22 protein-coding genes and 2 pseudogenes are annotated in these 24,422 nt (G+C 64.2%); 5 read left to right on the top strand and 19 right to left on the bottom strand.

Going from position 1 to position 24,422, the window contains the following annotated elements; translation table 11 throughout:
- Positions 1 to 12: 12 nt before the first annotated feature.
- The 12 genes from ACOQFP_RS00560 to ACOQFP_RS00505 form a co-directional block, all read right to left on the bottom strand.
- Complete coding sequence (locus ACOQFP_RS00560; protein WP_421583126.1) at positions 13 to 1,518, bottom strand: SCO6880 family protein; 1,506 nt, start codon at positions 1,516 to 1,518, stop codon at positions 13 to 15.
- Positions 1,515 to 1,823: a hypothetical protein gene (locus ACOQFP_RS00555; protein ID WP_421583125.1), complete on the bottom strand. Its 309-nt coding sequence runs from the start codon at positions 1,821 to 1,823 to the stop codon at positions 1,515 to 1,517. Before ACOQFP_RS00555 ends, ACOQFP_RS00560 begins: the two co-directional genes overlap by 4 nt.
- The gene (locus ACOQFP_RS00550; RefSeq protein ID WP_421583124.1) at positions 1,820 to 3,385 is read right to left on the bottom strand and encodes a hypothetical protein; all 1,566 of its coding nucleotides are present in this window, start codon (positions 3,383 to 3,385) and stop codon (positions 1,820 to 1,822) included. The genes ACOQFP_RS00555 and ACOQFP_RS00550 overlap by 4 nt, the downstream gene beginning before the upstream one ends.
- Positions 3,382 to 4,212 (bottom strand): hypothetical protein, encoded by an 831-nt coding sequence (locus tag ACOQFP_RS00545; RefSeq protein WP_421583123.1) that lies wholly within the window; start codon positions 4,210 to 4,212, stop codon positions 3,382 to 3,384. The genes ACOQFP_RS00550 and ACOQFP_RS00545 overlap by 4 nt, the downstream gene beginning before the upstream one ends.
- Positions 4,209 to 4,847, bottom strand: a complete 639-nt coding sequence (locus ACOQFP_RS00540; RefSeq protein ID WP_032386868.1) for a hypothetical protein — start codon at positions 4,845 to 4,847, stop codon at positions 4,209 to 4,211. The genes ACOQFP_RS00545 and ACOQFP_RS00540 overlap by 4 nt, the downstream gene beginning before the upstream one ends.
- Positions 4,848 to 4,901: 54 nt before the next feature.
- The gene (locus ACOQFP_RS00535) at positions 4,902 to 5,171 is read right to left on the bottom strand and encodes a hypothetical protein (protein ID WP_068050840.1); all 270 of its coding nucleotides are present in this window, start codon (positions 5,169 to 5,171) and stop codon (positions 4,902 to 4,904) included.
- Positions 5,168 to 5,374: a hypothetical protein gene (locus ACOQFP_RS00530; protein ID WP_094642633.1), complete on the bottom strand. Its 207-nt coding sequence runs from the start codon at positions 5,372 to 5,374 to the stop codon at positions 5,168 to 5,170. The genes ACOQFP_RS00535 and ACOQFP_RS00530 overlap by 4 nt, the downstream gene beginning before the upstream one ends.
- Complete coding sequence (locus tag ACOQFP_RS00525) at positions 5,371 to 5,670, bottom strand: hypothetical protein (protein ID WP_051364808.1); 300 nt, start codon at positions 5,668 to 5,670, stop codon at positions 5,371 to 5,373. The genes ACOQFP_RS00530 and ACOQFP_RS00525 overlap by 4 nt, the downstream gene beginning before the upstream one ends.
- A gap of 36 nt (positions 5,671 to 5,706) precedes the next feature.
- On the bottom strand, positions 5,707 to 6,345 hold the full coding sequence (locus ACOQFP_RS00520) for a DUF6668 family protein (RefSeq protein ID WP_094683001.1): 639 nt from the start codon (positions 6,343 to 6,345) through the stop codon (positions 5,707 to 5,709).
- Between the two features lie 32 nt (positions 6,346 to 6,377).
- Positions 6,378 to 8,045: a cutinase family protein gene (locus ACOQFP_RS00515; RefSeq protein ID WP_421583122.1), complete on the bottom strand. Its 1,668-nt coding sequence runs from the start codon at positions 8,043 to 8,045 to the stop codon at positions 6,378 to 6,380.
- Between the two features lie 51 nt (positions 8,046 to 8,096).
- Complete coding sequence (locus ACOQFP_RS00510; RefSeq protein ID WP_052057164.1) at positions 8,097 to 8,945, bottom strand: hypothetical protein; 849 nt, start codon at positions 8,943 to 8,945, stop codon at positions 8,097 to 8,099.
- A gap of 92 nt (positions 8,946 to 9,037) precedes the next feature.
- Positions 9,038 to 10,252, bottom strand: a complete 1,215-nt coding sequence (locus ACOQFP_RS00505) for a hypothetical protein (protein ID WP_421583121.1) — start codon at positions 10,250 to 10,252, stop codon at positions 9,038 to 9,040.
- Between the two features lie 1,070 nt (positions 10,253 to 11,322).
- Here ACOQFP_RS00505 and ACOQFP_RS00500 point away from each other — a divergent pair.
- Entirely contained in the window at positions 11,323 to 11,820 is a 498-nt protein-coding gene (locus tag ACOQFP_RS00500; RefSeq protein WP_363798565.1) for a helix-turn-helix transcriptional regulator, read from the top strand.
- Between the two features lie 173 nt (positions 11,821 to 11,993).
- Here ACOQFP_RS00500 and ACOQFP_RS00495 read toward each other — a convergent pair whose 3' ends face one another.
- Entirely contained in the window at positions 11,994 to 13,028 is a 1,035-nt protein-coding gene (locus ACOQFP_RS00495; protein WP_421583120.1) for a GAF domain-containing protein, read from the bottom strand.
- A gap of 41 nt (positions 13,029 to 13,069) precedes the next feature.
- A complete protein-coding gene (locus ACOQFP_RS00490; RefSeq protein WP_421583119.1) occupies positions 13,070 to 14,455 on the bottom strand; it encodes a cytochrome P450 in 1,386 nt (461 codons plus the stop codon).
- Between the two features lie 212 nt (positions 14,456 to 14,667).
- Here ACOQFP_RS00490 and ACOQFP_RS00485 point away from each other — a divergent pair, with 212 nt between their 5' ends.
- Positions 14,668 to 14,880, top strand: a complete 213-nt coding sequence (locus ACOQFP_RS00485; protein WP_032370879.1) for a hypothetical protein — start codon at positions 14,668 to 14,670, stop codon at positions 14,878 to 14,880.
- 211 nt (positions 14,881 to 15,091) lie between these two features.
- On the top strand, positions 15,092 to 16,921 hold the full coding sequence (locus tag ACOQFP_RS00480) for a hypothetical protein (RefSeq protein WP_421583118.1): 1,830 nt from the start codon (positions 15,092 to 15,094) through the stop codon (positions 16,919 to 16,921).
- Positions 16,922 to 17,119: 198 nt separating this feature from the next.
- Here ACOQFP_RS00480 and ACOQFP_RS00475 read toward each other — a convergent pair whose 3' ends face one another.
- From ACOQFP_RS00475 to ACOQFP_RS00465, 3 genes are all read right to left on the bottom strand, one after another.
- Complete coding sequence (locus tag ACOQFP_RS00475; RefSeq protein WP_421583117.1) at positions 17,120 to 18,292, bottom strand: ATP-binding protein; 1,173 nt, start codon at positions 18,290 to 18,292, stop codon at positions 17,120 to 17,122.
- A 397-nt stretch (positions 18,293 to 18,689) separates the two neighbouring features.
- Entirely contained in the window at positions 18,690 to 19,688 is a 999-nt protein-coding gene (locus ACOQFP_RS00470) for a hypothetical protein (RefSeq protein ID WP_421583116.1), read from the bottom strand.
- Positions 19,689 to 19,887: 199 nt separating this feature from the next.
- Positions 19,888 to 20,094 (bottom strand): hypothetical protein, encoded by a 207-nt coding sequence (locus tag ACOQFP_RS00465; RefSeq protein WP_421583115.1) that lies wholly within the window; start codon positions 20,092 to 20,094, stop codon positions 19,888 to 19,890.
- 299 nt (positions 20,095 to 20,393) lie between these two features.
- Here ACOQFP_RS00465 and ACOQFP_RS00460 point away from each other — a divergent pair, with 299 nt between their 5' ends.
- Positions 20,394 to 21,674, top strand: coding sequence for a hypothetical protein (locus ACOQFP_RS00460; RefSeq protein ID WP_421583114.1), 1,281 nt, complete (start codon positions 20,394 to 20,396; stop codon positions 21,672 to 21,674).
- A 514-nt stretch (positions 21,675 to 22,188) separates the two neighbouring features.
- A complete protein-coding gene (locus ACOQFP_RS00455; RefSeq protein ID WP_421583113.1) occupies positions 22,189 to 23,226 on the top strand; it encodes a YncE family protein in 1,038 nt (345 codons plus the stop codon).
- 353 nt (positions 23,227 to 23,579) lie between these two features.
- Here ACOQFP_RS00455 and ACOQFP_RS00450 read toward each other — a convergent pair.
- Both ACOQFP_RS00450 and ACOQFP_RS00445 read right to left on the bottom strand, forming a co-directional pair.
- A pseudogene (locus ACOQFP_RS00450) lies at positions 23,580 to 23,732 on the bottom strand (DUF3761 domain-containing protein); the annotation flags it as partial.
- 45 nt (positions 23,733 to 23,777) lie between these two features.
- Positions 23,778 to 24,203 (bottom strand): annotated as a pseudogene (locus ACOQFP_RS00445) (HNH endonuclease family protein); the annotation flags it as partial.
- Positions 24,204 to 24,422: the final 219 nt, after the last annotated feature.

Below are 24,422 nucleotides of genomic sequence, written 5' to 3'. Positions count from 1 at the left end.
GTCGGCGGCGCTCTAGCTGCGGCGCACGAGGATCGAGGTGGAGATCTGATCGGGCAGCAGCACTCCGACGCCGAGGCCGGCGGCGAACGCGGCGTCCTGGAAGGCGAACGCACGCCGCAGTCGCAGGCGGGAGCGGGCGGCGAGGGATTCGGTGACGGCGGCCGCGTTCGCAATTTCTTCGACCGATCCGACGGTGATCGTCAGCAGTGCCGAATAGCGTTCGTATCCGGCTCCGGAGACCATTTCGCGGCGGGCCTGCTCGGCGATCTCGTGGCGCTTCTCCGACCCGGCGGAGGTGATCTTGTTGCCGCGAGAGTTGATCGCGTGCAGGGCGTCTCGGTGTTGCTTGTCGACCTTCTTCGCGGCATCCCCGGCGGTGTAGGGGCGGTAGACGAGCGTCAATCGCTTACGGGGGATGTCGTCGTGCGGCTGCAGCAGCGGTTTGAGGACGGTGTCTGTGAACACCGATTCCGGCGGTGCGGCCATCTCCCACACGACCGAGACACCGCCGTCGTGGCGGTAGTGACCCCACTCGGTCTTCGCTCGTCCCGGTCCGGCGTCGTCCCAGTCCACGCCGTGCTCTTCGCCGGAGATTTCGAGTTCCTCGAAGTCGTTCTCGGTCGAGGGGTTGTAGGAGCGGTGCACGGCCGCGGTGATTTCGGCGGCGGTCATCGGTTGTGCGTCGATCCCGGCACCGGAGAGCGATTCGTACAGATCCGGCAGACGGCGGGCCAGTTCGGTGGCCATCTCTTCGGGGTCCTTTTGTCGCTCGCGGGTGGTAGCGCGGAAGGTGATCGACAGTCGTGCCAGGGTGCGGTGGCGACCCGAGGGCATCCGGACGGCCGATTGCTCGACGAACGACGCCGCCAAGGGCGGTGCGGTGGAGACGAGTTCGTGTTCGGCACGCCGTGCCAGCCGCAGCCCGGTGGCGGGGATGTTCTCCACCACCACCACGGCACCGACGATGTCGCCGGGCAGTCCGAGGTCGGCGAGGTAGACGCCCCAGTCGGCGGTGTAGAGGTCCTTGTCGCGCTGGACGATCGCTTCGTCGCCGCCGGGCAGGGCGTCGAAGATGACGGTGTAGCGGTGATCGTCGGGGTTGTGAATCATCCCGAATTCGTTGCCGTGTCGGTCGATTCCCATGTAGACCTTGGTGCGGGCGAGTAGGCCGGGGAGTTTGTAGCGGCCACCGGGGATCCTCGAGTGCGGTCCGGCGTGGTACTCCGTGGACTTGTCGATGTGCTTACGCCGCATCCATTGCATTCTCAGTTGTCCTGTCTCGTAGAGGGTTCGGCCGTTCGGGGCGATGACCAGAGGAGTGAGGATGAGCGCGCCGACACCCATCAGAGCCAGTCCGACAACGACGTGGACGAAGATCAGGACTGCGAACGAGACCGCGAAAAACCCGGCACCGTAGGCGATGACCTTCGTCGGTAGGCCGAACGCGAACGTCGACTGGGGCCGATTGCCCGCGGAATGGATCGGCGGCTCGTACGGGGCTTCGAGCTGCGCAGTCATCGCAGATCACCGCGTGCGAGCAGAGCCGATCCAACGCCGACGACGGCGGTACGTGCGGGGATCTTCTCCCACCACGCCCACTGCTCTGGCGGTCTCCAGGCGTCGGTGGCGGGAGACTGTGGCCCGGGGGTGGGGGTTTTTACTCCTACGGCGGGTCCAATCTTGGCGGCGTGCTGCGTCCAGTCCGGTGCGCGGCGAACCCTCAGGTGCACCGACCCGAACCCGTCGCGGCGTAGCGCTCGCTTCCAAGCGACGTAGCTGAGTAGGGTCAGCCTGGGTGAATGTGCTGGATTGTGTTGTGTCATCGTTGAATCCGCCCGTGGTAGTTACCGATCGCCCCGTCGGCAGCTGCGCCAAGGGTGCCTGCAGTGTTTCCAACCGCTCGGGCGCCGGATCCCGCGATTTTGAGTGCACCTGCTGCGCCTGCGAGTCCCGCTGACGCGGCCGTGAGACCAGCCGTAGCCATTCCCTTGGCCATTCCGCGCGTCGCGCCGCTAGGTCCGGATGATCCGGACGAACCGGTGTAGCGCCCTTGCAGACCCGGAGCTGGCCGCGCCCCGGTCCCGGCGGAACCTGTCGATCCCGCTCGCCCTCCGCTTCCTCCGGACGATCCCGATGCCTTGCTCGAGGCTGAACCGAGCGTGCGTGCGCCGGACATAGCCGCACCTGATGTCACTGCGCCACCGGCCTGTCCGAGGGTGCCGACTTCCCTGCCTCCCGCCGAGATGGACTCCGCTGCCGGAGCGACGACCCGGATCAGTGCTGGGAGCGAGAATCCGATGACGGCCAGGAGAACCGAGCCGATGATGACCGTCGCGATCTGATCCGAACTCGACGACGACGCTGCCCAGAACGCGAACAGGTACAGCAACGTCGCGACCGGTTTGAACAGCAACGCGCCGAGGGTGAACGCGATCATCGACTTGTACGAGCTACGGCCGGTGCCGGTGGCCGACGCGGCAGCTGCGAGCGGGATGATCGCGACGACGACACACAGCACCGCTTCACGGATCAGTAGGGCGATCAGTTGAGCGACCGAGCCGAGGAATGCGAACCCGGCGCAGGCGAGCGCGAACACCGGGCCTAGTCCTATCTTGTCGTCGAAGGCGGTGATGGCGGTGATCTTCTCGTCGAGGTTGCCGCCGACGAATTTCTCCAGTGCATACGCCGAGGCAATGTCTCCGCCTTGGTGAAACATCAACACCAGGATCGGCAGTAGTGAGACGGTGATGACGGTGCGCACCAACATGGTTGCGGTCTCGGTGGCACCTTCCATCACCGCTTGTTTGCGAGCGATCGCGAGTTTGATCATTGCGATCACGATCGAGGCGAACAAGGCGACGACGGTGAACCCGGAGATGATGTTGCGTAGGCCCGACATGGCGTTCTCGGCCGCCAATCCGGGAATACCGGAGGACATCCAGAATGTCATCACCGACCGGAAGGCCTGGGTGTTGCCTTCCATCACCGATTTGGCGAAATCGCCGACCGGATCGCCCCAGAACGCCGACGCGGCGGAGGAGACCCCGGTGGAGATCGCATCGCCTGGGTTGATGACGGTCGCTGCCTCTAGGCACCCAATTTCGTTGAGTTCGTCACCGAAGCCCAGTGCCGAGGCAGCGTCGGTGGCAAGCCCAACTAGACCGGGTACGTCGACGTTCTCGGCTGGGTTCATGTCCAGGCACTGTCGGCGCGTCTGCTGAAAGGCATTGCCGGGATCGGCTGCGGTATCGAGAGATTCGGTCAGTGAAGGAAGTGGTGCGGGTGTCGGTTCTTGGGCGGTGGCGGGACCCGCCAGGAGAACGGTCGCGGCCAGCGCAGCTGTTAGTACGAGCAACGACGTCAGGGTTCGGCGCACTGTGGTCACAGGGTCCACCGGGTGAATCCGTCGAGCGAGTTGTACGGGCCGAATCCTGCACGCTGATTTTCGCGTGCTTTCCACGTTCCGCCGTCCCAAACCATGTTCAAGCGAATCCCACTGTAAGTCGGTGACGGCATTAGCTGTCCGTTGTCGTCGACGTCGCGGATCATCGCGAGCTCGACCACGGTGAACGTGTCGGAGCACGAGAGGATTCGGAATGCCGTCGGAGCCCGCAGCGCCACCGGGGCGGTGTTCACCGGCTTGAGTGCTTCGGCGTTCTTCTGTTCATCGGTGAACCGGCCGGGATCGATCACAGTCAGCTTCTCGGTGGCCTCGACCGTGACTGGTCCACCGGCCTGTAGACGCGGGTAGAGGTTTGCAGCGGCCAGCGCTGCACCTTGTGGGGTGCGGGTGTAGCCGGCGAGGACCAGGCCGTCGATGTACGACGGCCCGTCCGTCTCGGAGTAGAGGGTCGAGACACCGAAGTTGCGTTGGATCATCATCGACTCCGGCGACGTCACCGGACGGCCGTCGTTGGTGCATTCGACTCGCGGCCCGGTCGGTTCTCGCTGTGGCAGTGGTTGCCCCGCAGGGTTGTTCGGGACCATCACCGTGCGTCCGGACAGATCGGCGTCGGGAACACCGAAGCCTTCCGCGCCGGTGTCGAGTTCGGTGTCACCTGGGGTAGGTGCTGCTGTCGTGGGCGGTGGACCAGCGGTGGTCGTCGGGGTGTCGTCGTTCGTGTTGGGGATGATGAACACGATCGCGCCGACGATGGCGATGACGACGATCGCAGCAACGGTAATCAGGACGGTACGTAGCCGACGGTTCATGGGGTGCGCTCCAAAGTGGTGTAGCCGTCGAGGGAGTTCAGTTCGACGGCGTCGATGTTCTCTTGCGCGGTCGGTAGGACGATGCGCCAGTCGTCAGCGATCCATTGCAGTGCAACGGGATAGGAATAGATCTGGTCGGCAGTTCCGATGGTTTGTGCCACCGACACCCCCGCCGAGAGCGGATCATTGGAGTAGTCGGTGACCTCGAAACCGACGAACTTCGGTGCAGCGTCGGCCGGGACGGATCCGGAGACGGTGACGGCGGCGCGTGCGGCCGCGAACTCGTCACGTCCGGGTCCGGGTGCGGTGACGGTGTTGACGACTTCCGGCCACGCGCGGTCGTCGGCGACGGCGAGTGCGGTCTGCCCGTTGATCGCGGCCAGGACAGCACCTTGTGGGGTCTGTGCATATCCGCTGCGGTTCACCGATGTTCCGGCGAAGGGCCCGTCGACCCGCGAGGTGGGCACTGATACCCCTGCGACCTCGCGCCAGGTCAGCTCGGCCGGGGCGGAGCGCAGATCTGGTGCTGCGTCCGGGGTGGCGGTTGGCGTGTCGTCGTTGCCGGATCCGCACGCAGCGAGTGCGAGGACGGTCGCCGCTGTCGCGGCGATCCGGAGTGTGCGGGAGACGGTCATCAGGAGAATGCCTTTCGGGTCGATGCAGTTCGGGCGCAGGGAATGTCGGGGTTCTCAGGCGAGTACGGCTTGGGCGATTCCGGATGCGGATCCGATGATGGCGGCACAGATCAGGATCCGGGCCAGGGTGGCGTCCTCGACCATCTGTGTTCCGGTGGATTTGCGTTGGTTGACGAACACCGCCCCGCACACGAACAGTGCTGCGATGCAGGTGACGATGGCGAACCAGAGCAGCCACGACAGGCCCGTCATGATCGGCTGCCACACCTCGTCGGGCCACTCGACCGGTGAGGTCGGTGGTTGCGCGAGCACGTCGGTGTTCATGTCATCGCCGCCGTGGCCACTGTATTCGCCACTCCGGCAACGAATCCGAGCAGTATTGACGCATACAGCAGTCCGGTGGCCCGCTGGTTGGCCTGACACCAGCGGCCCCTGAATTGGTCGTACGCAAGCTCACCGCCGCCGACCATGACTCCGACAATCGAGGCAATGATCAGACCCCACAGAGTCCAGTTCACGATGGTCATAGGACGAGCATGTTGACCAGGCCTGCGGCACCACCGATGACGATGGACCCGAACAGTCCGCCGACGAGTTTGCCGGTCGCGTTGCCGCCTTGGCCGCCGCCGGAGATTTTCTCGTACGCGAGCATCGCGCCGCAGATCATGATTCCGGCGACGGCAGCGATGATGCATCCCCACATCAGCCAGGACAGCAGGGTCAAGATCTTGTCCCCGGTGGGGCCGTCCGGTGCTTGGGGGCTGACGTCGCCGATGTTCTGCGCGAGGAATGTGGTCGTCGATGCGGTGAGGCTGGCAATCATGGTGTTCTCCTTGGGTGTTGGTTGAGAGGGTGCGGTTCAGTGGCCTGACGCATTGCGGGCGGCGGTGAAGATTTCCCGCCCGATCGCGGCGAGTTCGTGGTGTGGGCTGGTCGTAGAGGGGGCGGGGGCACGCATCCGTCCTGGTGGGGGTGGGTCTGGTTCGGTGGGGGTCCAGATCGCGAGTTCGTTCTGTCTGTGGGTGCGCAGATCCTCGACGTACGGGATCCGCCACACCGCTGGTGCTGCGGAGGCCACGACGTCCGCCCATCGGCGCAGGGTCTTGGGGAGTGGGCCGGGGGCGTCGGGAACAAGGACCAGTCCGAGGAGAGTGCAGTCGCCGACGAGGCCGGCCTGAGCTTGCAGGAGAAGGTCGTGGGCAGCGTCGAGGCCGGCCCGGTCGGTGCGGCACACGACCACGACGTTGCGGTGCCGGTCGGCCGCGGGCCAGCCCCGGCGAGCATCGCCCGCCGGGGCCCATATCTGCGCGAGTGTGCCTGCGCCGGAGCGCCCGTGAGCGGCGAGGAGCCACATCACGGGCGGGCGACCGTGGACTGCAACCGGGTCGTCGTGAATCGGTGCTCGGCGTTCGGGCGGCGGTATCCGCAGCCCGGCCGGGGTGACCGACACGTCGTCGTCTCGGTAATAGTCATGGTGCTCAGCTGGTTGTGCGGCCATCTCGGGCGCACCTCCTTCTCCGGCGTTCTCGGTCACCGAGTGGTGGTTGGTGAGACGGTGGTCGGCACAGCGGCAGAAACAGAGGGGGTCGTCGTGGCGGTTCCGGTGGCTCCGACGGTGGCGTGGGCGGCGAGGATGCTGCCGGCACTGCGGACGGTGTCGGTGGTGGCGAACAGGGCCGCACCCTGTTTGATCACTGCCCCGACCTTGTCGGCGAGGCTCTGATCGCCGGTCAGGTCAGCGGCGAGTGCGACGATCCACCGCACGGTCAGCTCGACGGGGGTTTCACCTTTGGATCCGACCGGAACACTGTCGTAGGAGCCGTGTTTGGTGGCGGTGTTCCAGTACGAGGTGTCGGTGACGAGCTGCGCGAGACCGGCGTTCTCGTCGATGGTGTTCGACACTTCCTTGAACGCGACGTCGACGGCCGAGTCGATCGTGGCTGGGGGCACGAGCTTGACCGCCGAGGACAGCACTTTGGTGGCGAGTATGCCGAGGGCTGCGGGTGGGTTGGTCAGACCGACGGTGGCGAGCTGGCCGATGGTCTCGGGGGTGATGACGTCCTTGGCGACGGTGATCGCCGCGCCGATGGCCATGCCGGCGATCTTGGTGACCGCACCGACCGCTTCGTCGATCATCTCGTCTGTCGTGGTGGCGGAGGGGTCGGAGTACTTCGCCATCTTCGACAGCACCGTTTCCGACGACGAGTTGACCTCGAACCGGCCTGCCTTGGAGTCGAAGTCGATGTTGTCGTTGATCACCGACGCGCCGGTCATCAGGGCGGTGCGTCCGACGGCGGTGGAGACGTCGGTGAGGATCCGGACGGGGTCGCGGGTGTCCATCGAGGACTGTCCGGCAATGGATGCCACCAGCTTGGCGGCGGGGGCGTCGATGGGGGTGTCGCACGCGAGATCGCCTGCGGTGCAGTACGAGGCGACCCGGTCGGAGACTGCGCCGAATCCGGCGATTTTCGGTGTCGGTGCGATACCGCCGCCTGCGGGGGCGGCTGCGGCGACGGCCGGGGCGAGTTGGACGGTGTCCACTGCTGCACCGCTCGTTCCCGGTGCCGGGGCGGGGGTGGAGCCGCCGCCGGCGATGACGTCTTCACCTTCGGAGCGGGTGGGGTCGGAGAACAGTGCTGCGCCGGCGAAGTGGTCGGCGTCGACGGGGCCGGTTCCTGCCCCGATGTCACGGGTGACCTGGGAGGCGACCTCGCCGCCCTGGGAGTAGCCGGAGAGGAAGACTTTGGTGCCGGGGCAGCGTGCGGCGATGTCGGAGATCATCTTGGTGGTGTTCTCGACGCCGATGTCGACGGACTGGGCGTAGGGAACGGCGGAGCGATCGCCGGGCTTGCCGCCGAAACTCGCCGGGTACGGGACATAGCTGCGTTCGAGAGCGGGTCCGTCGCCGGAGTTCGCATCACGCATCGCCGGGACGGTCAGGCGGGAGAAGAAGCCCGAATCGGTGTCGGGTGAGGAGTTCTCGTCGATCTCGGTGGTGCCGGGGACGACGACGAGATGCAGTACCGGGCAGTTGCCGTCGGTGCTGGATTGGCTGGTGGTCGTCGATCCTGACGGGGTGGGAGTGGCGGAGGGCTGCGCGGCCGCGACGCCGCTGGCGGAGACCGCGACCGTCATCGCTGCGGTGGCGGCGAGCAGGCGCGGAGTGAGGCGGCGAACCTGGTCGATGGATGTGTGCACGGTTTCTCTCTTCTTCGGTGGGGTCCAGCGGATGTGCCTGGTCATAAGGGGTCAGCGCGGGACGATGGCGGAGATGAGCGTTGTGCCGTCCTGCTGCTCGGTGGTGGTGATCCGTTGGCGGCTCATGCGGCCGTCGATGCCGGGTCCGCGTTCGACGACGGTGACGTCGTAGATCCCGGCGTCGATCGGGTCGGCCAGGACACAGAACTCGATGTCGGGTTCGAGCTGGTCGATCCCCTGCTGGAGTCTCTGCGCGGACGCCATCACCGCGTCCGGTGCACCTGCTGCGCGGGCTGCGGCACCGTCGCGGTCGAAGTAAAAGGCCTTCTCGAACCGCCAGATCGCCACCGCGCCAGGGTCGTCACTGTCTTCGGTGACCGGGTCACCGTCGGCTTGGCCCTTGCACCAGGTGACATCGGCGGCGGCGGCACCGGCGGCAGCGGGGGCCGCCGATGTGGGAAGGGTTGTGGTGGTGACGATGTCGGCGGGAAGCAGTGCGGCAGGGGCCTGCGGTTCGTCACCGACACCGGTGAGGACCAGAGCTGCTCCCAAGCCTCCTCCGACCAGGACCGTGAGGGCAATCGTGACGGCGACAGCGGCGCGGTGGCGTCGCCACCACGACCGTGGGGGCGGCGTTTGCGCGGTGTAGGGGCCTCCAGTGCGAAGTAGAGAGGTCCGTTCGTCGAAGGAGCTGTATCCATCCGCTGCCCGGGCGGTGCCCATGTCCTCCGCAGAGTCGCCTGCAAACCAGTCGTCGTCGGGATCGACGTCGGTGTTGTGCTGGTCGGTCAGGACGGTCAGTCTGCGCTCGGACGCTGCAGCGGCAGTCTCTGTGTCGGCGACGACAGGGTCGGCGAACCAATCATCGGAGCTGTCGTCGGGGGTCTCTCGAGGTGCCACAACAGGGCCTTTCCGAGTGTCGAAGTGCAGGAACGGGATCGAACCTTCGGATACAGCCCGCCCACCGGTAGTGGTCGGGCTGCACCCGGAGATCAGATCGCGAGGTTCAGGCCTGCCAGGGCAGCGTTCGCCTGGTCGAGAACCGGTGCGACGGCGGTGTTCACCGCGGCTACCGTGTCAGCAACGGCGGGCTGCTCGAGCACCGTCGAGGAGAACTGCTGAACCTGCTCGTAGGCGGGTTCGGTCCATACCGGTGCAGCACTGATTGCCTGCCCGACGGTGGTGTCGACCGTGTTCTGGGTACCGGAGGCCTCGACAAGCAGCGGCGCAGCAGAGGCCGCTGGGACGCTCTCGGGTGCCGGTAGCGGGGCGGGCTCTTCGATGATTTGCTGCTCGCCGCCGAGCACGGTGGCACCGAGGATGCCGCCGATGGCAGCGCCGGTGCCGGTCAGGCCCAGCACGATCGGTGCCGACAGGGCAGCACCGACGCCTGCTCCGGCGAGTGCAGCCGCGCCGGGAATGAAGACCCATCCGACCGGTCCGCCCCAGACAATCGCACCTGTGCCGGTAGTGGCTGCGACGCCGAGTCCGCCGCCGATGGCGGCTGCGGTGCCGGTGATCACTGCGGCAGGGGCCACGGAGGCAGCGAGGCCGACAGCGCCACCGGTCAACACACCCGTGGCGGTGCCGGCGGCGATGCGGTCGGCGCGGGGTGCGTCGGCGAACCCGTTGTCCACGAGCCAGTTTCCGCCGTCGGCCTGTACAGCGGCTCCGGTGTTGTTGAACTGTTCGACCAAGTTCCGGTCCAGCACGTTCGGGTCGTACGGCACGAGTTCGCCACCGACGAGGACATAGCCCTCGGGTGCGTCGATCGGAGCGATGATCTTGCGCTGCACAGTCGGAACCGGCGGTGGAGGCGGCGGGGCCGCTTGCAGGGCGGGCGGTGCCTCGGTCGGCGCAGCCTGCGGCGCGGGAGTGGTCTCGTAGTAGGTGTTCTGGTACGAGGACTGCTGATTACCGGACCGGTAGTCGTCGTAGCTACGCCACTGGGACTGCTGGACCTGAGGTGAGGCCTGGTAGCCGGGCAGGAACTGGCGTTCCTGGGTCGGGGCCGGCGGCGGCGCGACGGGAGTGGTGTCGGTGGTGCCGGACTGGGCGGTGTCGGGTGCGGTCACGAAGTCCTGCGGTGCCGCGTGTGCGGTCGCGGTGCCCCACGCGAGGGCGACGGCCACGGGAACGGCAGTGAGAACGAGAGCCCGGTCCCTGCGGCGGCGGTGACGCCCACCAATTCCTTGCTGAGGAGACATTGTGTGGCTGTGCCTTTCGTAAGCCGCTGTGATGCAGCGGTATTGGGTGATGTGTGACAGGAGTGGTTGATGGTGGAACCACCACCGTCCGCGCTGGGAGAACGACCGAAAACGAGGGTCAGCCTTCGGGCGAACCCTCAGCGCGGACGATGGGTGATGCCTTGGGAGTGGATGCCAGCGGGCGTCCGTTGCACGCTGGCATCCACGAGCACTCAGCCCAGCAGGCCGAGCCAGAACCAAAGCTGCGAGAAGATCCAAGGCATCGGTCGTATTCCTTTCTGTCAGTGGAGTTGTGGAATGTGTTCGATGTCCCGGCGGGGTCGCGCAGTTCGGCACACGATGAGGTCGAAGCGTCACCACGCGACCCTCGCGCCGGTCCACCAACTGAGGGGCTACACGGGAGCCTCAGTGCAGTGAGTTCGCCGCGTAGACCCTCGCGACTGATCGCCTCTTCAGGCGTCAGTCGAGATTGGGGGGGTACTAGGCCACGTGGCTGAAGAGCGGAGACCGTGGAAGTGGTTCCAGGAACGTCGCATTGGCGTCAGTCCATTCACCAATCACCGCGCCCGTCTCTTCGCAGATCAGCCTGTGGTGGCTGTGGTGGGGCACGGCTGGGCGCGAACACACGGCCAGGCCCGCAACACGGTCGTTGACCGAGGGGCAGAGGGCGATGCCGGGATTGCAGGTGGAGCCCGGATGTAACGTTCGCGGTTGCGCGACAGATGTCATAGGTGTCTCCGATCCGATTGCGGTTCTGCTAGATCCGCATAGGCTGGGAGAGCCCCTGCGGATACAAGTTGGGCCCGATATTGGGGCTTTGTTCTGTAGGTGGAGGGGACTCCGGATGCGTTTCGGGACGACCAATCACGGCGCATCTGGAGTCTGCTAATTCGAGTTACTCTGTGCCAGTCGGCTTCTCGCTTTCTTTGGCGCATCAGTGATGCGTAGACGCTGCGGCTGATGAGGTGTGCGTCTGTAAGCCGAATCTTGCTCTGCCGACGCCCCGGGGGTGAACCTCAGTTGCATCGTCTAAACAACTGTATCTATACACTAACATCAAAACATGCTTTATGTGCTACCGAATTGGGACAAGTGGCATCGTGTCCTCTCGTGAGGTTCCATCGGTGAGGCGTCGGTTGCGTGGTTTCGCACCTGACAAGCTGCGGGCACGACGAATTGAACTCAAGCTGAGTGGTGCCGAGGTTGCGCGTGTTCTCGGAGTGGCTTTGACGACGTACTCACAGTGGGAGCGAGGCCAGTCCCATCCCCGCATAGACACTCTTGCTCGATGCGCTAAGGAATTCGGGAGCGAGATCAGCGATTTCGTCTCAGTGCCGGAGGACGAGGAATACCTCGGTGATCTGCGAATATCCAGGGGGCTGACCCAGGGGATGCTCGCGAGCGAAATCGGCGTCAGTAGCCAGTACATCGGTGCGCTCGAACGCGGGCAGAGCAAGCTGAGCGCGCCGGCCGCCCGCCAGATAGCGGAAGCGTTGGGGTACCCGGAGCAACGGGTCAGCGAGGCATACGAGCGTGTGCGGAAGCGGCCACGGGGCGAACCGGCCTGACTGGGGACCTGACTCTGGATCGACATTCTGGCTCCAAGACGCGTGCTTGTTAGCCACGTGAAATGTGTTCCACGTGGTGCTCAAAGGCTGCGTCTGAGGGCCATGCGGCCGACAGGAAATCTTCAACTCTTCGGGAGAGCGGAAGGTGCCGAGGGCGAAGCTATCACGATCGGTTAGGGAGTGGGAACCTCGAACACCTGCTCGGAAGGTTGTAGCGCGGGGAGCACCGCAAGGACCAGCCGGTCACCAAGCTGTCCAGGGTAGGGCCGTAGTTCGAGTCGGGTTTGCTGCCACTTCCAGCCGGTCGCGTCGCCGCCGTCGATTGCACGGACGCGCACATCAGCTGACACAGGTGACGTATCGTGAGTCCACTTTTCCAGAGCGTCTGACAGTGTCGCTCTGTCGTCGTCGTGCAACACGCCGCAGCCGCTTGTGAGGTCACGCCATTTCACCCAGGTTGGAGCTTCCGGTAACCACATCGTCAAAATCCCGGTTCGGCCGTCGAATACAGCGATGCGTGTGCCACCGCTCTCGAGGCCGCTCGGCATTCCCAGCTCAGCCAATGTCGGTTTGTCGGGTTCCGTTGTGTCTGTCACGTCGTGCCAGAGCAGCCTGAGGCCGACGTTGGGAGGGTCAGTTCTCCCCCTCCCCCAGCAATGCCAACGCATGATTCGGCCATCTGCGTGGAGAACGGACATCGGGCCCTCCCACTTCTGACCGTGTGTAGGAACCAACGCCTGGGCGAACAACTCCTCGGACCCATCGAATTTGACAGCCTTGGCGTTGTACTCAGCCGGGGTTCGTTCTGGTACGTGATCAGCAGCAGAGACACCGGACATCGCGGAAGCCTCGACTGTCTGCTCGATGACGGTGCGTTCGAGTAGCCAGGCTATTCCGGAAACGATGCGCACAGGATCGGGTTCGACCTCCGGGTCCCCCACCCAGACCTGTATGCCGTGGGTTTCCCCTGACGGCCCCAGAACGGGTACTGCGCGAATGCGAGCTTCACGCCGACGGCCTTTGAAGATCACATCTTGCTCGGCGCAAGAACTGCGTGTGAGTTCCAGAAAACCATGCAGATCAAACTCAGGCCCAGGTGACAAGCGATCGATTTTGGTCCAATCTCGGACCTTCCCCCCAGTACTGATGACTGTCATCTGTCCTGGCACCAGGGTTTCCACCAGGTGCCAGCTGTTCACGATGTCCACAGGTTCCCCTTCCTGATCGACCTAGACCGACGACGGTACAGTCACAGCCGCCGCGAAACAGAAAGCCTGACCCCATGTGGCCTCATTGTCACTGCTTCGCGCACATCGAGCTGGTAACCGGGGTCTGCCCGAATCTCGTACCGACGAGCTATGGACGCCAACGCAAGCACCGCCTCATGTAAAGCGAATTGGCGACCGATACACGCTCGCAGACCAGTGCCCCAAGGCTTGTATATACGGCGGTTGGTGTCGCTGGCCTGCCCTGTGGCGAACCGGTCGGGGTCGAACTTGTCTGCCTCTGGCCCCCACTCCGGTGAGCGGTGCAGCTGTGGAAGGAGAACAAAAACCCAACCCTCGGGCACCTCATACCCGCCCAGCGAAGTTGCTCCGCGCTCACGAGCCTTGCGGAAGTAACCGGGTGCAGCGGGCCACAGGCGGAGAGTTTCGTCGACCACATGTCGTGTCCGTCGCAGCTTGGCCACATTCTCGAACTCGATGTCGGTGCCATCAGGAACGACGGCATCGACTTCGGCCCGTATCCGCTGCATCTCATCGGGCCGCGTGCTCAGGAAATGCAACGCAAAGGCGATGGTCGATGCTGTTGTCTCGTTCCCCGCGATCAAAAAAGTGATGATCTGATTGCGGATGTTCTCCAGGGCCAGTCTCTCGCCCGTATCGGGGTCTGGCGTACTGAGCATATGTTCGAGCAGATCCGGAGACGTTTTGCTGGAGTCAGGCTGGGCCATTCGCTGTTCGATCAGGGAGTCGACAGTGTGACGTATGAACTGGAGGTCCTCATCGTGCTGCCTCGTCGCCTTTCGTCCTAAGACAGAGCGGATGATCGGCACATCGTTCGATGACTTGTTCACATAGTGAAGGACGCGAGCGATCGCGTCCGCAAAGGGTACGGGCTGGCGAAACGAGCCGAAATCATGCGACAGGGCGCAACGCCCGATCACGTCGAAGGTCAGTTTGGAGCACTCGTCGTAGGCGTCTACCGGACCCGATCCGCTATCCCACGAGGTCAGAAGTTCGTTGACTGATTCCTGCATGGCCTCGTGGTAACCGCGCATGGCCCCTTTGCTGAACGCCGGCCCCAGCACAGCATGCGCGCGATGCCAGTTCGGCTCCGAGTTGAACGCAGTGAACAGACCGTCTTCGCCAATGGCGCGTAGCTTGCGATGTGGCAGGGCAAGAAATTTTGCCCAGTACTTCTCGTCGTTCACTTCTGCGACAAGCTCCGGGTCCGAGACCACCACGAGTCGGTGACCAAAAATCTTGCGTTCGTAGATCCCCCCAAGCTCAGAGGCCATCGCCATCTCTTTTTGAACAGGCTTGGCCGTATCGAGGCCAACGATGTCTCCGGCAAACGGCAGTCGGTAACGCGGGTGAGGCAGAGTCTTCGAGATGGTTTGGGCGATCTCCATGCCAGATAGTGTCCCCCACGTCGACAGACACTGGTCGACGGCCATTATGTGACGCCTGCTGCGAGTGCGGACCGGTCAACGCATGAAGACGTTTGAATGACAGAGGTGTAATTCCTGATGACTTTCTCGGCGTGTCTCGACGCTTCGAAAATGATTCTGGTTCAGGATAGACACCGGTTGGGACCGCGGAAGTAGACGAAGGAGGCCGTGCCATGCCGATGCCCAGTAAGGGTGACCGGACGTCGCTGACTGTCCGACTGCCGTCGGAGCTGATTGACACGCTCAAGGCGCAGCGAAGCTCGGCTGGCGCGACATCTCTGAGTCAATACGTCGCTGATCTGATCGCGATTGCGAGCGACCGCGAAGATCTTGCGCGCGAATTGAATCGCGCGCATGAACAGGGGGTACTGCCCTTGACTGCGTAGCCGTCTCGACCTGAATCGACATTTGGGTCTTTGTCCAACTAAATCTACGCAGCACCTTGAAATGACAAAAGCCCCCGGCGTGCGGGCCGAGGGCTTCTGAAGTCAGAGAAGTGAGTGACTAGCTCGCGACTCGTTCTGTGGTGCTTTCCCCGAAGGGACTGTCTTGGAGGACATGTCTCAGGGTACATCGTGCCCTGAAGTAGGTACAAGATTGAATGCTCGTGTCGTCCATCTGGATGCGACGGCGGACCGGCTGTGGCATCGATTCGCACCGGCCATTGCTGCCCGCCGATCGATGAGGCTCTACGACCCGGCGACGCGTAAATACGTGTCCGCGGGCCCGTTGACGGTCAAAAGGCCGGCACTGCCATCGGCTGTGCCGCTGTTCTCACGCGGGCGCGCCGGCATCGTTGCCCTGGACTTCGACACCAAACACTACGGTCACGCCGCCGTGGCGGCCGATGTGACGCGTCTGCTGGCCTGGTTAACCGAATGCGGTGGCCGCGCAGTCGTCGACGAATCGACCAGCGGCGGCCGACACGTCCTAATACCCCTGGCACCGGGAAAAACAGTCACCGCCGACGAGATCCGGCCGTTGTTACGCCTTCTCTCAGCGCGACTTCCCACGCTGGACATCACACCGATGACCAACGACAAAACCGGGTGCATCACAGTCCCAGGCTCGCAATGCAAAGAAGGTGGCTACCGCACCCTCGTCGACCTCGACCCGGCGACAGCATCCGACATCCTGACCGTCGGGTCCGATGCCGGCACACTGCTGCGGCTCGAAGCCCTACTCGGAGGAACGGGACGAGCGGCTATAAGCCCAATCGACGCCCACATCCGAGCCGAGACGTCCGCAGAACGCGTCCTCGGCAGCAGCGATGAGGCTCGATTGCATCCGCGTTTCTGCCGCTCCGCCCCGCCGCCGCGCTGCGTCCTCGACTTCGCCATCAGCGGCCGCATGGACACCCGCCGCTGGCCCTCACGCTCGGAAGCACGCCAGTCCGTCATCACCCACGCCGTCCTCGCCGGAGCCAGCACTGCCGACATCCTCACCCGCGTCGCGGAGCCCGCCTGGGCCGGTGTGCGCGCTGCGTATGCCCGCTATGCCGAACCCGAACGCGCCATCCGCCGCGACACTGCCCGCGCCCTCGACTGGGCCGCATCGACACTCCCCGATCCAGTCCGGGATACCGGGCACAAGCAAAGGCACACAGGGGGTACCTACGATCCGGTACTTCGTTTATGGCTTACCCACGCTCAAACCTGGGTCGCTTCTGAGTTTGTTCATCGGCGAGATCGATGGACTACTCATGCCGTTGTTCAAGCGCTGGCGTGGGCTGCGGCAGTATCCGGGGACATAGTGGAAGGTGTCCCCACTGTCGGTGTCGGCGGGCGGTCACTGTCCATTGCGGCAGGCATGCTGCCTGAATCGACGGTGTGGTCCGTTCTGGAGCGGCTGAGGGATATGGAGGGCTCGCCGCTGTTGTTGATCGAACGCGGAGTGGGTCAGAACCCGGATCGGTATGCACTGGTGCCCACACACGCGGGTCGAGCGGCGGTAATCGACACCGTGGCAGAGGCAGCCGAGGTGGAGTCGGTACACCCGGCGTGGAGCGTCATCGGCTGGCGTCACCGTGTCCTCTACGACGCAGTAGTCACCGCAGCAGAACCTATGACCCCGGACGAGTTGTTCACAGCTATAGGCGTCGGACGTACCAGTGGGTATGAGGCTCTATTGGATCTGCGCGTCGCCGGGCTCCTCACGATCGAGAACACCCACATCGGTGTCGGGCCGGTCGAACTCGACGACATCGGCCATCGCCACGGTCTCACGTCGGCCGTCCGTGCCCGCATCGTGCGCCACCGCGCCGAACGCATCGTCTGGCGAGAATGGCTCGCAGCCCGCGAGGAAGCACGCACCCCGCCCGAGCCCGATCGGTCATTGTTCGAGATTGCTGACGATCATCCGGCCGACCCGCCCGACCACGACTACATCCTCGCCGTGATGGATGCAGGGCCGCCAGACCCGTTCTGACGCACTGTGTAACGGCCACGAATCAGGGTAGACGCGAGCGCCGGTCGCGTTCGGGTTGCTCGCTCTCGGCCGCTGTGCGGTTGGACGCGGCAACGGTGGACCGAACTGGTTTCCTACACCGACGTTGCTGTGATGCCGGTGCTGCACGATCCGTCGACGTGCTCGATTCGACCTAGTTCACGTTCCTGGTTGTTGCGGTCAAATGACCGGTGCGTTGGGTTGACGGCGGATGAAATCCGCCATTCCGGGGACGGTGAAGGCAACCAGGCCGCGGGCGGGAGACCAAATGAGTCCTTTGCGTATGCAGGAGTCACGGTGCGGTGCCATCGATTGCGGGTTCGATCCGAGGGCCTCGGCGAGGGCTGCCGTCCGCGGAGTGTCGGTTCCGCTGCGTGCGATGGCGACCAGATAGCGTTTTTCTGCTTCGGTGGCCCGTAGCCACCTCGAGCTGTAGAAGCCGGAATCGAGCGAGGCGTGGCCGGTGTCGACGGCGTCCTCGGCGTCGGCGAGGGTGAACGGGGATTGTTGGGCTGCTTGCCAGAGCTCGTGGCCGAACACCTGAAGAAAGTACGGGTATCCGTCGCTCGCCGCGACGACGTAGTCGGTTGCTTCGACCGAGATGTCCTGGTTCAGCCGGGTGATGGGTGTGACGATCGCGTCGCGGGCCTGATCGTCGGCGAGTGGACCGATGGTCCTGTAATCGAACTGGCGCTCGGCGTACGACCGTGCGTCTGCCAATGCTTGCGCGAGGTTCGGCAGGCCTGCGCCACACACGAAGAACGGCCATTCACGCTGAGCAGCGCGGTGTTGGGTTGCCAGGATCACCTGCAGGAGCGCCGGCTCGAGTTCCTGCATCTCGTCGATGAACAGCCCGAGCGCGGTGCCGTCCTTGCGAAGTTCCTCGGTGATATCTTCGACGAGGTCCTCGAATTCGACCCCCAGGGTCGGCTTGTCGGCACTGGCCGAGCGCACGAGCTCGACTCCGACACCGAACGCGGTGGCGGACACCGAGAACTCTTCGGTCAACTGCCGGATCTTGTTCGCTACCGGGCCGGCGAACTGACGACGACGGACAGCGCGAGAGATATCTTTGGCGATGCGCCGTCTCAGGGCTTCGGCACCTTCCACGCTGGTCTGGGCTTCGACCTCGACCACCACCCAGTTGTGGCGGCGAGCTTGGTCCGCCATGGTCGCCAGGAGCGTGGTCTTGCCTACCCCCCGAAGTCCCTGCAACATCAGCCCGCGGTCGTAGCGCCGCCGTTTCGTCCGCGCGATCAACAAGTCGAAACGCTCAAGCTCCGCGGTACGTCCAACGAGTTCGGGTGGGCGCGTGCCAGACCCTGGTGTGAAGGGGTTCAGTCCGTACTCCATGCGCCCAGACTATCGGATTGTATCTATTAGTATCAGAGTTTTTCTTATATTTATGGATACAATATGATAGATGAAGTGACTCGGCGTAGCTCCCGGCGCACTCCGTCGATAAGCTGCCCTCGAGGCCATCGGAGTGCAGCGCGCCCACCTTTGTGGTGTTGATTCCGCTGATGGCTGGAAGTCGCTACCGCGTCGTCGAGAAATGTGTCACAGGAGTCAGAAATGTCGACAGCGTGCGGGTGTTTCGGGACTTAGCCCGTAGGTCACACGTCATTTGTCGCCGCTCTGCGTTGAGGTGCTGAGCCCCAGTCGCGGCAACGAGGGTAGCGCCCGATCGCTGTGATCGATGAGGTGAATGACGGCGGGGCTCGGTGCGCTGGATCTCGAGCTCAACGTGTCAGGTGCTACCACCGCTGTCGGATGAGTCCAGAAGTTGCAGGGTGCGTTCGAGGAGTTGCTCGATGCGGTCCTCGACGTCGTCGACCATGTCCGGTACGTCGGCCAGCGCGGTGTGGGCGCGGCGACGTGCCTCGACACCCAAGCGGTAGTACCCGGAGTCGAGCTCTGCGGATACCAGCTCCGGCGCGGCAGTCGGCTCGCTGTGATCGACACCGCCGGACGGTCTGATGATGGGGCGACGTGGAGTGTGCAGTGGAGAAGCTCCGATGCGATGCCTGGCAATCACTGCTCCGACTTCAGCGGCTGTCATTGCCGTGACCGGCAGGGGCAGGTGGCCCCACCGGTCGATCGGTACCGCGACAGGACCGCGCCGGTCCGGCAACGCGGTCATATCGGGAAAAGTGTTGCGCTGCAAGTGCTCTGCCAACAACGGCGTCGAGGGATAGCGCTCGGAGAACTGCAAGACCGTATTCCACCGGTGCCATATCGTGGCCGGCTCGAAACCGGCGGCATCATTGGGGGCGATACGGACTCGGTGGCGGCCGCCGATCCACACACTGTCGCCGTCGGTGGTGATGTCTACACGGTCGAGTCCTGCAATAGCCTTATGGGACAGGCCCGCTCCTGTGAGAATGAGCAGGACGGCGTCGCGGCGACCGAACAGTGCAGCCGTCGATCCGGTGGTGGGTAGTTCGGCCGCGATCCCTTGGCACTGCGAGGCACGCCGCATCGTTCGCTCGCTGCGAGCCGAGTCCAGTGCCATCCGAATCGACGTGACTCGCCCGGGCGCAGGATGGCCGGCATCGAGGTGAGCGCGGTTGATCGCGGACACCCGACGCAGCTGAACCGCGTTGCCGGCGGGGTTCTCATCGAGGAACTCCGCGAGCGTGACCGGCGACGCGGGGAGGGCCTCGACGTCGGCCGCGCCGCACCAGTCGGCGAACAGCGACCACTGATAGCTGTAACCGCTCACCGCTCTGCCCCGTCTCGGTGCCACAAGTGCGACGGTACCGGGCTGAAAGGCTGACCGGATCGTGACACAGCTGTGCCCGCTGCGAATTCGGGCGTACGCGTGCACATGGGTGGCGCAGTCAATTGTCGAGGCGCTGTCGGGCCGCAGGCGTCGGTGTTGGTTAGCGCTCAAGCCACAGGACCTGTTACGTCCTGTGGCTTCAGCGTGTGTGCGTACTGGAGACTTATTCGGCGAGCTTGGCGATCGATTGCGCCCACAGGAAGTACTTGTTGCGTCCGAGATCGCCGATGGTCTTGATGTTGAACGCGGCCTTGAGATGCTCGGCATCGCCCGGGCTGACGCCCTGCAGTGCCTCGACGGGTGCGTCGACGAGCTCGGTGAGTGGCTTCTCTTCGTATGCTTTGTCGAGCTTGTCAGCGATTCCAGCCATAGAGTTGTCTCCTTGCGTCTCGGATAGCGGTGCCGGTTCGGCCGCCGCCACTCGAGGGTACGGAATTCCGCTGGGAGCAGGCTGTCCACTCGTGCTAGAAGCGACGACGCTCGACGTACAAGGTCTCTCACTGGCAAACCGGTTTTCGAGACCCGCATCATCATGGAAGCGGAGAAAAGCAGCAGCTGCGTGCAGGGCTTGCTGGCCTCGAGTCCGGCCTGTCGTGTATAGAGGCCAGGCGTAGAAACGATCGGTCCGTGTCGTGTACACAGCCCCCGACTGATGGCACTGTGTTCGCCATGAGTGAGCAGACTGGACGCCTCGTCAATTCCGAGCAGGTCGTTCTGACGATGGATTACGGACAGTTCTACCTTCGAGGCGGCCTCGCCGACGGCGAGAACGAATACCCCCTACTCGAACAGGCGTTGGCCAACCAACCGAATGCAGGTGACGGCCAGACCATGGTGGTCTTGAGCCCTCACCAGAACAACTTCGAGATGCAGATCGATGTCGAGGTGTTCACCGCGCGCCCGCCGATCGATGACGATCAGTGGCAACAGATCATCGAAGACCACCTCGACATCGGTCCGGACGGCGTCTTGCAGATCGATTCGCCCACCACGTCCCCGGTGGACTGCGTTGTCCCGCCCGGCAGTTATCTCGTTCAGGTCAGCGGACGTGGTTTCGTGAACTATGGGTGGCCCGGGGGAACGACACCCGGTGACGTGTGGCGAATCCGTCTGTGGCCCAATGACGGGACGGATGCTCGCGCAGCAATACGGTGGGACATGCCAGGCTACGGCTTCCCCGAGAACGAACGCTCGATCGAGGGTGCTGTGGGGTCGACGTCTCACCCGGCCCACTCGATCACCGACATCCACGGCGACAGTGCAGAGCCGGATTCCCAACCAGCCAAATGGATCACGGTCTTTCACGAGGACGGAACAGCGCAATTGGTGAACCGGTCCGAGCTGAAACAGCAGGCGCGAGAGCGCGAGTCGGCAGCGTGGGGTGGCGACGAGCCTATCCACCAGGTGCTCTCGTACAACGGTGGCCAGGAGCTCGCCCGATACGACCGAGCATTGGTGACATCGATCCTCGCTGTAGATGATTCCACTGCGCGCAGTATCGCCACACGGTGCGCTCGAGCAGCGTTCGACTTCGCCGGCCTGGCGGACCGGCCCTGGGTGCGGCCGGCGCTCGACGCCCTTGCTGCAGGTCAACCGCTACCGTCACCGTTCGCGTCCTACGCCGAGATCAGCACGGCCTTCGCGCAACTCGGCGCGGACCGGGAATCGGAACTGGCGGCCGCAGACGATATCGACGACGACAGCGAGTCGCATTCGGTGGTGTACTCCGGATCGTACGAACCGCTCGCAGGCCGGCCGGACCCATACGACATGGTGGTCGACGCGCCTTCCATGGCAATCCCGGCCTTGTTCAGCGCGGTCGATGTCGATCCGTACAGGGCAGCGATCGAGACACTGGAACACGCATCGCACACATACGCAGCACGTGCGGCGGAGCTCCACTCCCACCTGCGTTCTACATTTCCGATCTTGCACAAGCCTGAAGACTGACGGTCATTGCCCCGGAGGTGCGCCGGGGTAGCCGATGTCGAGGTCTGCCGCAGTCAGTCGTATCTGTCACCGGCAGTGCCGGTTGCAGTTCCACCGGACGCTCCCTGTGCTCGGGACGTTGTAATCGCAGCAGCATCAACAGCTCTCGACGGCGGGTCGACTTCGGTTGGCGCAAGGTGTGCCCGGTGACGCCTCTCCCCAGTCGTGTGAGCAGTGCCCAAACTCGAGTAGTACGAGGAAGTGTCGGGATCTGCGCCGAGCCCGCACGGTGCTCCCCGGGAGGACTCGGGCTCCCGGGTGGGTAGCGCAGCACATCCTCCTGTCGGCTTCCCGCTAACGCGCTTCGCGCACAGAGGCTTTCGGGTAGTCGCGGGGCTGCGGCCGTGTCAAAGACCCACTAGGTGTCGACAAACCGAGCGCCGTGACTGTTCTTCTCCTTAACGAGACGAACCTTCAGATTGGCGGATACCGTCGACCCACCGACAATCCGACAATTACCCGAAAAGGAACTTCAGTGCTGACCTTCCCGCGACCGTCCACGGTGCCCCGCCACCACCGCCTGGCCAGGCTGGCAGCATTGCCGGCACTCACCGCGATCGCCCTCGGAATGGTGCACGCTCCGGTCGCCTCCGCGCAGCCGGCCGCTGTGTGGGCAGTGTCCACCACCATCGACGTCGGCACAACTCCCACCCAGTTCGCATTCAGCCCCGACGCAACCCGCCTCTACGTCACAGCAGGTGACGGCTTCGACGTCATCGACACCGCGACCAACACAGCTATCGACACGGTTTCCGTTCCGACGGTAGGCGGCATTGCAGTCACTCCCGACGGCACGATCTACGTATTGGGTATCGATGGAACAGTGTCCGTCATCGATCCCGTCACCTACGCGACGATCGCGTCCGTCGACGTCGGAACCAACACCCTCGGCATGACAGCATCCGGTGATGCTGTGTACGTGACCAATCACGGCAACGAGACCGTCGAGGTCATCGACACGACCACCAATACAGTCGACGCCACCGTGCCAGTCGGACAAAACCCCATCCAGGCAACTGCGCTCGATGGCACCGTCTACGTGACCAATGCCGGCTCCGGCACGGTCTCCGCCATCGACGCCGCCACGAACACCGTCATCGCGACCATCTCCGTGGGCGGGGTCCCGATCGGAGTGACGTCGGCGGCTGGGCGAGTCTATGTCGTCGAAGGGGTCAGTCAATCCGTCGCTGTCATCGACGCAACGAGCAACACCGTGGTCGAGACCATCCCTGTCGGCGGGGGATCCCTGACCGGAATCGCCGCCACAGCCGACGGATCGACCGTCTTGGTGAACCAGTCCGACACCGACACCGTCGCCATCATCGACACCGACGACCCCGCCGCTCGCCAATCCGTCACTGTCGGTGCACGACCAGGTGGTGCCATCGCCGCTCCCGACAACACCACCGCCTACATCACCAACGGCGCAGCCGCCTCGATCAGCGTGCTGACCACAGCAGACGCAGGCTGCACCGGCATTGCATGCATTCCCACAGGGTCCTTCGGCGGCTGATCGTGCCGCATCTCCCGGCGTCGCGATCGATTGTGCCGCCGGGAAGAGAGCTGATCGCGGCACGCAGTGGTAATCGAACCAGCGGGCCAGGAATGGGTGACCTCACTGAGCGAAACTGCGGAATTGAATCGGGCAAACGAAGTGAGGCTCACAAGAGACCTGTCCCCCACTTCGTTCCGGTTGTCCGAACAGCACCCGCTCGTCGCGCCTACCCTCGGCCTCGAATCCTCGACAACAGAATTCGACCGTTATGTACCTCGGAACCACATCGATACCGATCGGCGCGCCCTGTGAGGCGTTCCGATCCCCGCGCGAATCGCGTCGGCTGGTCCATCGGTTGGCGGCTCGTGCGGTCAGAGCCAGGACGAGACTCCACCATGGTGCGAGCAGGTACCTCGTCGACTCTGCGAGTACGAGTACGTACCGTCCGAGCATTGGGCGGTCGCACCTGCCGGGGCAGAAGGTGCCTGCACCGGAGAGTGCACACAGTTGCCCGCGGAGTTGATGTACGAGTCTGCTCCGCACGATCCTCCTCCCCCGCCGGGATTCACGGTCGCCTGCGGAGCAGGCAGAGGTGCCGGTTCGGGGGTGTAGACCTGCGGGGGTGCCGGGGCGGGAACCACGGCTTGTTCGATCTGAGGTTCTTCGGTCCAGGGTGCCGGTTCGGGCGCGGTGGTGATTGTTGCTGTGGTGCCGGCAGCACCACAGGAGGTGAGAATCCCTGCGATGGCGTCGCGTTCGGCGTCGGTCACCCACAGCCGGTACTCGGCTTTGATTTGGACCTGTCGAGCGACGTACGTGCATCGATACTGGTGATTGGGTGGTAGCCACGTCGCTGCGTCTCCGTCGCCTTTGGCGGAATTGGTCGGGCCGTCGACGGCCTGCAGGTTACGGGGGTCGTTGGCAAGGTTGCGGAGTGTGTCCGAATCGAGCTGCTGGGCACCTTTCTGCCAGGCATCCGACAACGCAATTATGTAGGGGCTTTAACTATGTTGGGTAAGGGGGTTGGGAGACCCCGATTGGACCACGGGTCGTCTCCCGCCAGCCGCTCCCGACTAGGGCGTGTCTCCCAATCGGCGTAGCCAGGTGAGAATTGCGCAGAGGGTGACGGCGGCGCGGTAGGTGATCGCGAGTTTGTCGTAGCGGGTGGCCAGCGCTCGCCATTGCTTGGCCAGAGCGAAGGAACGTTCAACGAC

This window comes from Rhodococcus sp. MALMAid1271, from assembly GCF_049195265.1.
GTDB lineage: Bacteria > Actinomycetota > Actinomycetes > Mycobacteriales > Mycobacteriaceae > Rhodococcoides.
The sequence above is the reverse complement of the archived record's forward strand: the minus strand, read 5'-3'. Positions and strand labels throughout refer to the sequence as shown.